This is a genomic window from Dyella sp. Tek66A03 (assembly GCF_052567735.1).
Map to the genome: position 1 here is coordinate 1,670,909 of NZ_CP199584.1, position 14,106 is coordinate 1,685,014.

A 14,106-nucleotide genomic window follows, 5' to 3' on the forward strand; every position below is an offset into this window, starting at 1 on the left:
CAGGAATGCCGGCTTGCACAGCGCAAGCTGCCCGCAGGGCGAGGGCCAAGGATGGCCCGAGTGAAAAGCCAACGTAGCGGTAAAGCCGTGATCGCTCAGGGTACGGAATGCCCCTTGCTCGCTGTCCAGATCGCATACCAGTCTTCCGCATCGAGCTGCACGTCCAGGGCGGCAACGGCGTCGCGCAGGCCATCGATGCGTCCGGTGCCCGTGATGGGGTGCGGTCGGGATGGGAGACGTAGTACCCAGGCGAAGGCGAGCGTGCTGAGGCTGATGCCGTAGCGGGTCGCTATGGCCGTCATCTCAGCGCGTAGGCGCACAGCTTGTTCGTCTTCGCCGGTGAACAGGTGGCCGCCACCCAGCGGCGACCAGATCATCGGGCGCAGGCCCAGTTGTTGCGCCTGGTCGAGTGTGCCGTCGTCCAGCGCGTCCATCTTCAGCGGCGACAATTCGATCTGGTTGGTCAACAGCGGGTGGTGTTGATGCAGCAGCGCAAACTGACTGGCGCTAAAGTTGGATACGCCCCAATGCGCCACCTTGCCTTCGCGGGTCAGCGCGGTGAAGGTATCCGCCAGCGCGGCGGCATCCATCAGGTAATCGGGGCGATGGATCAGCACCAGATCCAGCTGTTCCGTCTGCAGTTTTTGCAACGACTGCTCTACCTGGGTGCGCACGTAGGCGGCCGAGCTGTCGTAGTAGTTGACGCGATAAGGGTGCTCGGCGTTGCGCAGGCGAATGCCGCACTTGCTCACCAGCTGCATCCGCGCGCGCAGTGCTGGCGTGGCCTTCAATGCTTCGCCGAATTCGGACTCGGCGCGATAGTCGCCATAGATATCGGCGTGATCGAACGTGGTGATGCCAAGCTCCAGCGCCTGTTCGATCCAGCGCACACGCTCGGCCACGCTGAGGTGCCAGGCAGTGATGCGCCAAAGGCCGGCCACGATGGGCGAGAGTGCAAGAGCGGGCTGGTTGGCGGGAAGCGGCGACATCGGTTGATCAGGCGTGGTGGGACGCGCAGTGTGCCAAGCTGGCTGCGCATGCGCCATAGGCGACATCCGGCATGATGTTCAACGCTTGGCTGTTGCCTGCTTCGCGTCGCCTAGTTCGCCGGCCGACCAGCCGCCGCCCAGATCGCCTATCAGCGACACCGCGTTGAGCAGGCGTTGCTGTTGCACATTCAGCGCAGTCTGCTGGGTACTCAGCTGGGTCGTCTGGGCGGTGGCTACCGTGGTGTAGTCGACCGTACCGGCCTGGTATTCGTTGAAAGCGATCTCGGCGCCGCGGTTGGCATCGTGCACGGCGGCATCCAATACCTCGGCCTGCTGGGCGAGAATGGTCGAGCCGGCAAGATCGTCCTCCACGTTGCGGAAGGCGCTCAGCACCGTGCCGCGATAGTTGGCGACAGCGGCGTCATAGGTGGCCCTGGCGGCTTCGACCTGGCCGTGACGCGCGCCCGCATCGAACAGCGTCTCCGTAGCGCTGGCACCCAGCGACCAGACATGGTTGGCAATGTGCAGCAAACCGGCAAGCGGTGATTGCGAAAAGCCATCCGAGCCGGTTAGCGAGAGATTGGGATAGTAGGCCGCGATGGCGATGCCGATGGCGGCGTTCTGGGCGGCCATCTGGCGCTCGGCGATAGCCACATCCGGCCGGCGCTGGAGCAAGGTGGAAGGCACGCCCGAGGGTACCGACGGCAGGGTCGGCAAGCTCGTGCTGTGGGGAATATCCAGTTCTTCCGGGTTCTTGCCGACCAGCACGGCAATGGCGTGAGCGTCCTGCGCGCGGGCGACACCCAGCGCGATCAGGCTGGATCGCGCGTTTTCCAGCTGCGTGCGTGCGGTAATCACATCGGAAGGAGCAATGGTGCCGGCCTTGTCCTGGTTGCTCACCACACGCAGGAATTCCTGATCCGCGGCGACGGTCTTTTGCAGCAGGTCGATATTGGCGTCGGTCACGCGCAGATCGATCACGGCGGTGGCCAGCGCGGTCTGCTCCGACAGCGTGGCATTGGCCAGGGTCGCCTCGCTGGCCTGGGCGGTGGCCTTGTTCTCCTCGATGGTGCGGCGGACCTTGCCCCAGAGGTCGGGTGCCCAGCTGGCATTGCCTTCGAGCGAACCTACCGACGTCAGTGGCCGAATATGCCCGCTACTGCTACCTGAGTTGGAGGCGTTGGTGGTGGCGATGCGGTTCCTGGCAACGTCGCTGGTAATGCCAATGGTGGGGAACAGGGCGCTGCGGGCCACTTGGACCTCCGCCAGCGCGGCCTGGTAGTTGGCGTAATCGGCGCGCACGGTCTGGTTGGAGACCGACACCATCGGTTCGAGCTGATCCAGCAGCGGATCGTTGAAACCGGTCCACCAGTCGCCCTTGGGTACCTCTTCCGCCGGTGCGGCGGCGGTCCAGCCGGGCAGTTCCTTGTATTGGATGGGAACGCTCACCTGGGGACGGTGGTAGTCCGGGCCAACCATGCAGCCGCCGAGCAACAGCGTCATCGAGACGGCCAGAGTTTTGCGTGGGATCTTCATAGTCATGCACTCGCGTCCGATCGGTTCCACGGCAGGGTCTCGGACCACGTCGCGAGCCTGGCGCGCAAGCGGTCGAGGTAGAGGTAGATCACTGGCGTGGTGTACAGCGTGAAAACCTGGCTGAGTATCAGGCCGCCCATCACGGTAATGCCCAGCGGCTGGCGCAGCGAGGCGCCCTGGCCGATGCCGACGGCCAAGGGCACCGCACCGAGTACGGCGGCCGCCGTGGTCATCATGATCGGGCGCAGACGTATCACGGCGGCTTGATGGATCGCGTCCTGCGGTGCCAAGCCATCGTCGCGCTGAAGATGGATGGCCACGTCGATCATCATGATCGCGTTCTTCTTGACGATACCGATCAGCAGGATGATGCCGATCATCGCGATGACCGAGAACGGTGTGCCAAAAATCAGCAGCGCCAGGGTGGCGCCGATACCCGCCGACGGCAGGGTCGAGAGAATGGTGATTGGGTGGACGGTGTTCTCGTAGAGAATACCCAAGACGATATAGACGGCCGCCAGCGCGGCAAGTATCAGCAGCGGCATGGTCGACATCGACTGGGCGTAGACCTGGGCCGCACCCGCCGAGCTGCCATGGATGGATGCGGGCATGCCCAGCTCTTGCGAGGCCTGCTTGATCGCGTCGAGAGCATTGCTCAGGGAGCCGCCCGGCGGCAGGTTGAACGAGATGGTGGCAGCCACCAGGCCGCCCTGGTGGCTGACCTGGGTCGCCGTGTGATTGCTGACATAGGACGCCAGGGCAGGGAACGGCACCATCGTCTCGGCCGCCGTACTGTCCGCGCTACCGCTGGAGCTGCCGCCCTTCGAGTTGGAGATGGCATTGGTAAGCTGGTTCGCCTCGGCGTCGGCATTGCGTGCATTGGTGCTCGATGACGAGCCCTGCGCCGTGCTCACGGCCATCACCGGGATCACCGGTTTCACCAGTGCACTCGATATCTGCGTCTGCTGCGTGCCACTGGCATTGCCTGCGGCCGAGCTGAAACGTATCCGATCGAGCATCTGCGGATACTGCCAATATTTCGGCGCAACCTCCATCACCACGAAGTACTGATTGAGCTGGTTGTACACCGTCGACACGGTGCGCTGGCCGAAAGCGTCGTAGAGCACGCTGTCCAGCTGGTTCGGCGCAAAGCCGTAACGGGATGAAGTGGCGCGATCCATATTGACGAAGATCTGCAAGCCGTTCTGCTGCAGGTCCGAATTCACGTCGGTCATCTGGGTGTGATATGCGCCCAGCGCGGTGACCAGTCTCGGCACCCACAGGAACAGCGCATCCGAGTCGTCGCTGGTCAGCGTGTATTGATATTCGGATGCCGATTGTCGTCCACCGATATGCAAGTCCTGCGCGGCCTGCAGGAACAGCTTGGCGCCCGATACCGCGTTGAGCTTGGGACGCAGTCGATCGACGACTTGCGCGGCCGAGATCTTGCGTTGGGCCAGCGGCTTGAGCTCGATAAACACATTGGCGGTGTTGAGGGCACGGCCGCCAGTGAAGCCGGCTACCGCTTCGACGCCGGGGTCTTTCTCCACGATCGCCTGCAACTGCGCGAGCTTCTTTTCCATCGCCTGGAACGAAATGCTCTGGTCCGCGATGATCTGGCCGATCAGGATGCCGTTGTCCTGTTCCGGAAAGAAGGTGGAAGGCACCAGTCGGATCAGGAACACGTTGAGCACGATCAGGCCGATCAGGGTCAAGCCGACCAGCATCGCGTGATCGAGCACGGCGGTGAGCGAGCGGGAGTACGCGTTCTTAAAACGCTCGAACTGGCGCTCATACCAGACAGCCCAGCGTGCCTTCGAGTGCAAGGTGCGGCGGTTGAGTACGTAGGCCGCCATGGTCGGCGTTACGGTCAGCGAGATCACCAGCGACAGCAGGATTGCAATGGACAGGGTGACGGCAAATTCGTGAAACAGCAGGCCGACGATGCCAGGCATCAGCAGGATCGGCAGGAACACCGCGATCAGCGACAAGCTCATCGAAATCACGGTGAAGCTGACCTCGGCGCTGCCGAGCAAGGCCGCCTCGTGCACGTCCATGCCCGACTCGACGTGCCGCACGATGTTTTCCAATACCACCACCGCATCATCGACCACGAAACCGGTGCCGATGGTCAGCGCCATCAAGGAGAGGTTGTCGATGCTGTAGCCAAGCAGATACATCGGCCCAAACGTGCCGACGATGGACAGCGGCAACGCCACCGCGGGTACCAGGATCGCCCGGGGCGATTGCAGGAAGATATAGACGACGCCAATGACCAGCAGCACGGCGATAAACAAGGTGCGCTCGGTATCGTTGACGGCCGCGTTGACCGACTGCGAGCGATCCAGGGCAATGCCGATATGCACATTGCGCGGCAGGGTCGCCTCGATCGACGGCAGCACCTTGCGGATCTGCGCGACGGTCTTGACGATATTGCCGCCCGGCAGCGGATAGACGATGACCAGTACCGCATCCTTGCCGTTGTAAAGGCCGGCATTGCGGATGTTTTCCGCCGAGTCCTGGACGCTGGCGACATCGCGCAACAGGACGGGCGCATGGTTGCGATAGGCCACCACCAGATCACGGTAGGGTGCAGCCTTGCTGATCTGGTCGTTGGACAGCACCTCGAAGCGCTGGCCATTCTGGTCAATATGGCCCTTGGCGCTGTTCGCATTGGCCGAGCTGATGGCGGCGCGCACGTCTTCCAGCCCGATGCCGTAGCTGTTGAGCTGATCAGGCTCCAGTTCCACGCGCACCGAGGGCAGCGCGCTGCCGCCCAGGGTGATCTGACCCACACCGTCGACCTGCGACAGCTGTTGCTGGATCACCGAGTCGGCCGAGTCGTAGAGCTGCGCCCGCGTGAGCGTCTTGGAGGTCAGCGCGAGCACCATGATCGGCGAGTCTGCCGGGTTGTACTCGCGATAGGTTGGATTGTTGCGCAGGGTGGTGGGCAAGTCCGCGCGCGCTGCCTGGATGGCGGCCTGCACGTCGCGGGCCGCGCCGTTGATATCGCGGCTCAAGCCGAACTGGACCACAATCTGCGCGGAGCCAACCGAACTCTGCGAGGTCAGTTCGCTGACATCTGCAATCGTGCCGAGGCGACGCTCCAGCGGAGCCGCCACTGTCGATGCCATGATGTTCGGGCTGGCGCCCGCCATGCTCGCCTGCACCACGATGACCGGAAACGTGATGTTCGGCAGCGGTGCCACCGGCAGGCGGAAATACGCGAGCAACCCTGACAGCAGGATGGCGACCGCCAGCAAGGTGGTCGCCACCGGTCGCTTGATGAAGAGCCCGGGGATGCTCACGGCGTTGGCTCGGCAGCCTGTTCGGGATCCTTGCGCCGGAAGCGCAGCGCAAGCCGATCAAAGAACAGGTAGATCACGGGCGTGGTGAACAAGGTCAGCATCTGGCTCAGCGCCAGGCCGCCGATAATCGCCAAACCAAGCGGGCGGCGCAGCTCCGAGCCCGTGCCGCTACCCAATAGCATCGGCAAGGCACCGAGCATCGCCGCCAACGTGGTCATCAGGATGGGACGGAAGCGCAGCAGCGACGCCTCGAAGATCGCTTCCTCCGGTGGCTTGCCATGCACTCTTTCGGCTTCGAGCGCGAAGTCCACGATCATGATCGCGTTCTTCTTGACGATGCCGATCAACAGCACGATGCCAATGATGCCGATCACATCCAGGTCGCTGCCGGCGATCATCAGTGCCAGCAAGGCACCGATACCTGCCGAAGGCAGGGTGGAGAGAATCGTCACCGGATGGATGAAGCTTTCGTACAACACGCCCAGCACGATATAGACGGCGACCAGGGCCGCGATCAGCAGATATACCTCGCTGGACAGCGAGTCCTGAAACGCCTGCGCGGCGCCCTGGAACGAGGAGGTGATGGAGGAGGGCAGGTTCACCGCCTTCTCGGCCTGGTTGACCTCTTCCACCGCCTTGCTGAGCGATGCGTCCTTGGCCAGGTTGAAGGAGATGGTGACCGAGGGGAACTGCGCCAGATGACTGAGTACCAGCGGCGACTTGGTGATCTTGATGGTGGCAATGCCCTTTAGCGGCACCTGACCCGTGCCGCTGGTCTGGCTGGGCAGGTACAGGTCACCCAGCGATTCCACCGTAGGCATGCTTTCGGGCTTGGCCACCAGGATCACGCGGTACTGGCTGGACTGGTTGAAGATGGTCGACACGATGCGCTGGCCCAGGGCATCGTAGAGCGCGTTGTCGATGGTCGCCGCGGTAATGCCGAAGCGCGCCGCCAATTGACGATTGACCTCGATATCCACGCTCAGGCCGTCATTGTTCAGGTCGCTGGTGACGTCGGTGATCGAGGTGATTTTCTTCATGCGTGCAATCAGCTCGGGCACGTATTGCATGAAGGCTTGCTGGCTCGGCCCGCGCAGCACGAACCGGTATTGGTTCGGCGATATCGTGGTGTCGAGGGTGAGATCCTGCTCGGGCTGCAGGTACAGCTTGATGCCCGGTATCTGCGTCACCTCGGTCTGGATACGTCGGGCGATGTCGGCAGCGGTCGATGAACGGTCGTCACGCGTCTTCAGGTTGATCAGGAAGCGACCGTTGTTGAGGGTGGTATTGGTACCGTCGATGCCGACATACGAAGTCAGCCCGGTGACGTCCTGATCCTTGAGGATTGCTTCGGCCAGCGCCTGTTGTCGATTGACCATCGCAGAGTAGGACACCGAGTTGTCGGCAATGCTGATGCCCTGGATCACGCCCACGTCCTGCACGGGGAACAGACCCTTGGGGATCACGATGTACAGGATGATGGTCAGCGCCAGCGTGGCCATGAACACGATCAAGGTCAGCGTCTGGCGCGCCATGACGAAGCTCAGCCCGCTCTTGTAGGCGGCCAGCGTCTTGTTGAACAAGCCCTCGCTGACGCGCTCGAAACGGCTGGGATGTCGATCGGCCTGGGCCCGCAGCAGGCGCGCGCACAGCATCGGCACCAGGGTCAGCGAGACGATGCCCGACAGTACGATAGTGACCGCCAGGGTGACCGCGAACTCGCTGAACAGGCGTCCAATCACGCCGCCCATGAACAACAGCGGGATCAGCACGGCGATCAACGAAACCGTCAGCGAGAGAATGGTGAAGCCGATCTGGCCCGCCCCTTCCAGCGCCGCCTCCAGCGGCGTGCGGCCTTCCTCCAGATAGCGCACGATGTTCTCGATCATCACGATCGAGTCGTCGACGACGAAGCCGGTGGCGATGATCAGCGCCATCAGGGAGAGGTTGTCGATCGAATAGTTCAGTTCGTACATCAGCGCCAGGGTGCCGATCAGCGAGACCGGTACCGAAATACTGGGAATGATGGTGGCCGGCACATTGCGCAGGAACACAAAGATCACCAGCACCACCAGCACGATCGCCAGCACCAGCTCGAACGCTGCGTCGGACACCGAAGAACGGATCACGCCGGTGCTGTCGGCCACCACTTGCACCTTCATGCCTGCCGGCAAGGTGGATTCCAGCTCCGGCAGTTGCTTCATGATCTGGTTGACCGTGGCGATCACGTTCGCCCCGGGCTGCCGCTGCACATTGAGCACGATCGCCTGGGTGGTGTTGAACCAGGCACCTTGCTCGGTGTTCTGCGCCGACTGGGTGACCCGGGCCACATCGCGCAGGAACACGGGCGCGCCGTTCTGGTACGAGACCACCGTATCCAGATAATCCTTCGGGTCCTCGATCTGGTCGTTGCCGTTGATGGTGTAGTTCAGATACGGGCCATCGAAATTGCCCTTGGGCTGACTGACATTGGTGTTCGCGATCAACGAACGCAAGTCATCGATATTGAGTCCGTAAGCGGCCAGCTTCCGGGGGTCCGCCTCGACTCTGACGGCGGGGACGTTGCCACCCGCCGGTGTCACCAGGCCGACGCCCGACACTTCGGAAATCTTCGCGCCGAGCCGGTTGTTGGCGACGTCCTGCAACTGCGTCAGCGACATCGAGTTGGAGGTGACCGCCAGGGTGAGGATGGGTTGGTCGGCCGGATTCACCTTGGCATAGGTCGGCGGTGCCGGCAGGCCTGCGGGGAGCAGGCTGTTGGCGGCGTTGATCGCCTCCTGCACATTCTGTTCGGCCACATCGAGGTTGAGCGCCAGGTTGAACTGCAAGGTGATGACCGAGGCACCCGCCGAACTGTTCGACGTCATCTGCTGCAGGCCGGGGATCTCGCCCAGCTGCACTTCCAGCGGCGCCGTCACCGTGGTCGCCATCACCGTCGGGCTGGCGCCGGGATAAAAGGTTTGTATCTGGATCGTCGGGTAGTCGACGGCGGGCAGGGAGGACACCGGCAGGAAGCGCACGGCGACCAGGCCCACCAGCACCAGGGCAATCATCAGCAGCGACGTCGCCACCGGCCTGAGGACGAACAGGCGCGAAATATTCATCGGATAGCTGGTCCGCCGATCACGACGAGGTGGAGGCGGCGCCGTGCGCGCGCTTACCGCTCGGGTGCTGAGTACTTTCCGCGGATGACGCCGCCGCTGGGGCACTCCCTGCGTGGGCCGGTTTCGCCGTGGCGACCTTGATCTTGGCGCCGTCGCTCAGACGGTCGGTCCCGTCGGTGACGACCTGCTGGCCGGCCGAAAGTCCGGACAGGATCACCGTATGCCTGCCATCGCTGGGGCCGAGCGTCACCTTGTGCACGGAGACGCTCTGGTCGGCATTGACCAGGTACACGAAATCTCCGGGCGCACCGCTCAGTACGGCTGGCGTGGGCACCAGCACCGCTTTGTGCATCGTGTCGACCAGCAACTGTGTGTTGACGAACTCGTTGGGGAACAACTCCTCGTCATCGTTGGCGAAGGTGGCGCGCAAGGTCACCGTGCCCGTGCTGGTGGCCATCTGGTTGCTCAGCGCGAACAGCGTGCCGGTGGCGAGTTGCTTGGTGTTATTGCTGTTGTAAACGGTCACCGGCAGCTTCGCGCCTGCGTTCACGCGCTCCAGCACCTGGTTCAATGAATTCTGTGGCACGGTGAATTGCACCGTGGTCGGCTTCATCGTGGTGATGGTCACGATGCCCGGTGCGATCGATTGCGTGACGAAGTTGCCGGGATCGACCAGGCGCAGGCCAACGCGCCCGGCGACCGGGGCGGTGATATGGCAATACTCGATATTGAGTTCGGCCTGCGCGACGCTCGCCTTATCGGCCTTTACCGCGGCTTCGTTCTGTTGAACCAGGAACTGCTGGCCAGTGAAGGTCTGCTCGGCAATCGATTTCTGCTCATGTAGCTGGGTAAAGCGGACCAGGTCGGAGCGGGACTGGGCCAGGCTCGCCGTATCCTTGGCCAGCTGGGCCTCGGCTTGCTGCTTGTTGATCTCGAATTGGCGCGGGTCGATCTGGGCGAGGAACTGCCCCTTGCTCACGTCCTGGCCTTCCTGGTAGCCCACCGCGGTCAGGTAACCGCTCAACTGCGGCAGTACGTTGACGGTGGCGACCGGCGTGACCGTGCCCAGCGCATTGAGGATGACCGGCATGTCACCCAGGGACGCGCTCGCGACGCTCACTACCTGGGGTGGATTGCCGATCCGGGTTTTGGTGCCGGTGAGGATATGCACCACCATCAGCACGATCAGGGCGATGATGACGATGGCGGTGATCAACCAGCCTCGTTTTTTACGAACGTGCCCGGTTGTTGTCGACGTGTCGGCACTCATACGCCATCTCCCAGCAATCCATTCCAAAATTCACCAAACAAGCAAGCACACGTTCATGGTTTGAAGCGTCGCCGCCTCGAAAGACGTGAGTTGCCGACAGCAAAAAACTGTCGTGACAACTTCAACGACTCTTTGTCCATGTGGTTGACCGCGAGGGCCGTCATACAATCGCCTGCCAATCGTTCGCGGCCCTTGTTTCAGCCGTATGTGCTTGATGTGTCTACCGCTCATGACTGATGGCATAGCGGTCGTCACGGATTGGTGATCATTGGCGGCGACGCTGGCTATACCTTGCCCCAGCTGTAGGTCTGAATTAAGTCTTTTGAGATGAAAAATTTATTTAGACTTTTCTCAGGTGACCTGCGCGAACACTCAGACCATCTTGGTGCGTCGCCACCATGAGGTGACTTTTTCCTCGCGCACCAGGGTGAACAGGCCCGAGCCGAGAATGAGCGCAATGCCGAACAGCATCGGCCAGTCGAGATGATCGCCAAACAGCCGGTAGCCGAAACCGATCGCCCATAGCATCTGGCTGTATTGAGTGGGCGCGATGCGGTTGGCGGGGGCATGGTGAGTGGCCAACATCAGCAGCACGCCGGCCAAGCCGGCCAGCAGGCCGTAGCCGGCCAGCAGAAACCCTTGATGAAGGTTCGGCCAGACGAAGGCCGGCAACATCAACACGCCGCCGCTCACCAGCGGACCGATCACGCCGGCGCCATAGAGGCTGATGCGCTTCTCATGCGGGCCTGCCATGCGCAGGGCGACCACCGAGACGGCACCGGAGAGGCCGCAGATCATCGCGGCGAGATGGCCCGCCCCCAACACCCGGAAACCAGGGCGCAGCACTACCAGTACGCCGATAAAGCCTACGATTACCGCGGACCAGCGCCGCCAGCCGACGTGTTCCTTCAGGAAAATCACCGAGAGCAGGGTGACGAAGATCGGCAGCAGGAAGATCAGCGCAAACGCCTCGGCCATGGGCAGCGCCGTGAACGCGATGACCGCCGCGATATTGCAGATGGCGCCTGTGATGGCCCGAATCCACCAAAGCCGCGGCTTGCGCGCGTGGAACACTTCGACGTAGCGGTCACCCGGCTTGCGTATGAAGGGCAGGGCGCTGAGCATCAGGACGGCACCGAAGAACACCGCCTCGTAGGCGGGCAGGCTGCCGTGCAGCGATTTTACGAAGGCATCGCTGATCGCATAGGCGGCATAGCAGGCGAAACCGAGCAGGACACCTTTGAGCATGGGGATTCCAGCGGGGGAGAGGCTCGTCATCCCTGAAACAGCCGCGATCCAGCGCCTTGGCGGCTCGCTGGGAGACACGGGGTCGCAGCGCTCGCCGAGACGACGGGGAGGCGCGCATGGTCCCATAGCCGCTCCCGGACGCCTACCCCGGCCCTGCTGCACCTCGCCATGACCCGGCAGGACAGGCCCGCTAGAATGTGCGTTTGCCCTTCCCGTTACGGAACCGACGCATGTCCGCTCGCCTGAATCCCCTCGATCTCTACGACGTCCGCTCGCTGCTTTCCGATGAGGAGCGCATGGTGCAGGACACCGTCGGCCGCTTCGTCGACGAAAAGGTGCTCCCGATCATCGGCGATTGCTTCGATCAGGGCCGTTTCCCCAAGGAACTGGTGCCCGAGATCGCGAACCTTGGCCTGCTTGGCGCCACGCTACCGGAAAAGTACGGTTGCGCCGGCATGAACGGCGTCAGCTACGGCCTGATCTGTCAGGAGCTGGAGCGCGGTGATTCCGGCCTGCGCAGCTTCGCCTCGGTGCAGAGTTCGCTGTGCATGTATCCGATCTATGCCTATGGCACCGAAGAGCAGAAGATGCACTACCTGCCGAAGATGGCGGCCGGAGAAATCATCGGCTGCTTCGGCCTCACCGAGCCGCACGGTGGCTCGGACCCGGCAAACATGAAGACCCACGCCAAGAAGGACGGCGGCGACTGGGTCATCAACGGCGCCAAGATGTGGATCACCAACGGCAATGTGGCGCAGATCGCCATCGTGTGGGCGCAGACCGAGGACGGCATCCAGGGCTTTATCGTGCCCACCGATACCAAGGGTTTCACCGCACAGGAAGTGCACAAGAAGATGAGCCTGCGCGCCTCGGTGACCAGCGCGCTGTTCTTAGACAACGTGCGCGTGCCGGAGGCCAACCGCCTGCCGAATGTGAAGGGCCTCAAGGGGCCGCTCGGCTGCCTCACCCAGGCCCGTTACGGCATCACCTGGGGCCCGATCGGCGCCGCCCAGGCCTGCCTCAAGGAAGTGCTCGACTACACGCAGGAACGCATCCTGTTCGGTCGCCCGCTGGCCTCCAACCAGGCCGTGCAGCTGAAGTTGGCTGAGATGGCCCGCCGCATCACCATGGCGCAGCTGCTTTCGTTGCAGCTCGGTCGCCTCAAGGACGCCGGCAACATGCAGCCTACCCAGGTCTCGCTGGCCAAGTGGAACAACTGCCGCATGGCCATCGATATCGCGCGCGAATGCCGCGACATCCTCGGCGGCGCCGGCATCACCACCGAGCATGTGGCGATCCGTCATGCGCTGAACCTGGAATCGGTCATCACCTATGAAGGCACCGAGACCGTGCATCAGCTGGTGGTGGGTCGCGAGCTGACGGGCATCAGCGCGTTCTGAGCGATGTGCGGCCCGCGCAAAGTATCGTCATTCCAGCAAACGCTGGGATGACGGTGCGTGATCCTTGGATGTTGCTGAGGGTTTGAACGGAATGAGCTGGCAACAGATCCGCATTGAAACCGATCGACTGGTCCTGCGCCCGCCGTGCCGCGAGGATTTCGACGCCTGGGCCGAGAACATGGCCAACGCCGAATCGGCCCGCTTCGTCGGTGGGGTGCAGCCGCGTGGCGCCGCATGGCGTGGCTTCCTCACCATGGTCGGCGCCTGGGCCATCCAGGGCTTTGGCATGTTTTCGGTCATCGAAAAGAACAGTGGCCAATGGATCGGCCGCATGGGGCCATGGCAACCGGAAGGCTGGCCGGGTACCGAGGTGGGCTGGGGGCTGATGCGGCACGCCTGGGGCAAGGGCTATGCGCATGAAGGCGCCAGCGCCTGCATGGACTGGGCCGTCGACCAGCTGGGCTGGACCGACATTATTCACTGTATTGATCCCGCCAACCTCGCCTCGCAGAAGTTGGCGCAGCGACTGGGTTCGCGCCTACTCGGCCCTGGCAAACTGCCAGCCCCGTTCGAGGACGCGCCGATCGAGCTATGGGGCCAGACGCGCGACGAATGGCGGCGTCGACGCGCATGAGCCATGTATCGCCCGCGCTGTATCGCACGCTGGCCCAGATCGTGCCCGACCTGTACGTGCATTGCGTCGACACATGGTGCCTGATCGGCAGCACGGCCGCGCTGCTGGCTGGCGCCGAGGTCGGCGTGACTGATGTGGACGTGCTGGTGTCGCGCGGCGATGCCGAACGACTGATCACACAGTGGGCTTCGATGCGCGAGGAAGCGCATGAACCCGCCGATGCGGAGCGTTTCCGTTCGCTTTTTGCCCGCTTCCGTTTTCCGGGCATGCCCGTGGAGATCATGGGGGGGCTGGAGCTCAATGGAGTACCCGTAAGCACGGGACGCCTGACGCTGGTCGGCGTTGACGGCCTGGCCGTGCCCGTCCCTTCGGTGGCGGATCAGATTCGCATGCTTGAAAGCTTTGGTCGCGACAAGGATCGCCAGCGTGCGGCCGCGCTGCGCGCTCTAGCTTCCTCTCCCCTTCGGGTAGAGGACTGAGGTGAGGGGCGGGTGCTCGCGATGACGTGGCTACGAAGCATGCTTCGAATAGGCGCCATCGCAAGATCGGCCCCTCACCCCAGCCCTCTCCCCGGAGGGGAGAGGGAGCGAAGGCTGAATCGCTACCGCTCCCATACT

General features: G+C 63.0%; 9 protein-coding genes. 3 read left to right on the forward strand and 6 right to left on the reverse strand.

From position 1 onward, the window contains the following. Positions 1 to 95: 95 nt before the first annotated feature. From ACT01B_RS07465 to ACT01B_RS07490, 6 genes are all read right to left on the reverse strand, one after another. The gene (locus ACT01B_RS07465; protein ID WP_445146733.1) at positions 96 to 989 is read right to left on the reverse strand and encodes an aldo/keto reductase; all 894 of its coding nucleotides are present in this window, start codon (positions 987 to 989) and stop codon (positions 96 to 98) included. Between the two features lie 78 nt (positions 990 to 1,067). After that, positions 1,068 to 2,531: an efflux transporter outer membrane subunit gene (locus tag ACT01B_RS07470; protein WP_445146734.1), complete on the reverse strand. Its 1,464-nt coding sequence runs from the start codon at positions 2,529 to 2,531 to the stop codon at positions 1,068 to 1,070. Beyond that, the gene (locus ACT01B_RS07475; RefSeq protein WP_445146735.1) at positions 2,528 to 5,833 is read right to left on the reverse strand and encodes an efflux RND transporter permease subunit; all 3,306 of its coding nucleotides are present in this window, start codon (positions 5,831 to 5,833) and stop codon (positions 2,528 to 2,530) included. Before ACT01B_RS07475 ends, ACT01B_RS07470 begins: the two co-directional genes overlap by 4 nt. After that, entirely contained in the window at positions 5,830 to 8,937 is a 3,108-nt protein-coding gene (locus tag ACT01B_RS07480) for an efflux RND transporter permease subunit (RefSeq protein WP_445146736.1), read from the reverse strand. The genes ACT01B_RS07475 and ACT01B_RS07480 overlap by 4 nt, the downstream gene beginning before the upstream one ends. Positions 8,938 to 8,956: 19 nt before the next feature. Continuing rightward, a complete protein-coding gene (locus ACT01B_RS07485; RefSeq protein WP_445146737.1) occupies positions 8,957 to 10,153 on the reverse strand; it encodes an efflux RND transporter periplasmic adaptor subunit in 1,197 nt (398 codons plus the stop codon). A 426-nt stretch (positions 10,154 to 10,579) separates the two neighbouring features. Continuing rightward, entirely contained in the window at positions 10,580 to 11,455 is an 876-nt protein-coding gene (locus tag ACT01B_RS07490) for a DMT family transporter (RefSeq protein ID WP_445146738.1), read from the reverse strand. Positions 11,456 to 11,685: 230 nt separating this feature from the next. Between ACT01B_RS07490 and ACT01B_RS07495 the strand changes: the two genes are divergently transcribed. From ACT01B_RS07495 to ACT01B_RS07505, 3 genes are all read left to right on the forward strand, one after another. Then, positions 11,686 to 12,855, forward strand: coding sequence for an acyl-CoA dehydrogenase family protein (locus ACT01B_RS07495; RefSeq protein WP_445146739.1), 1,170 nt, complete (start codon positions 11,686 to 11,688; stop codon positions 12,853 to 12,855). Positions 12,856 to 12,946: 91 nt separating this feature from the next. Then, complete coding sequence (locus ACT01B_RS07500) at positions 12,947 to 13,489, forward strand: GNAT family N-acetyltransferase (protein WP_445146740.1); 543 nt, start codon at positions 12,947 to 12,949, stop codon at positions 13,487 to 13,489. Next, on the forward strand, positions 13,486 to 13,968 hold the full coding sequence (locus ACT01B_RS07505) for a hypothetical protein (protein WP_445146741.1): 483 nt from the start codon (positions 13,486 to 13,488) through the stop codon (positions 13,966 to 13,968). Before ACT01B_RS07500 ends, ACT01B_RS07505 begins: the two co-directional genes overlap by 4 nt. The last annotated feature ends 138 nt before the right edge of the window (positions 13,969 to 14,106 follow it).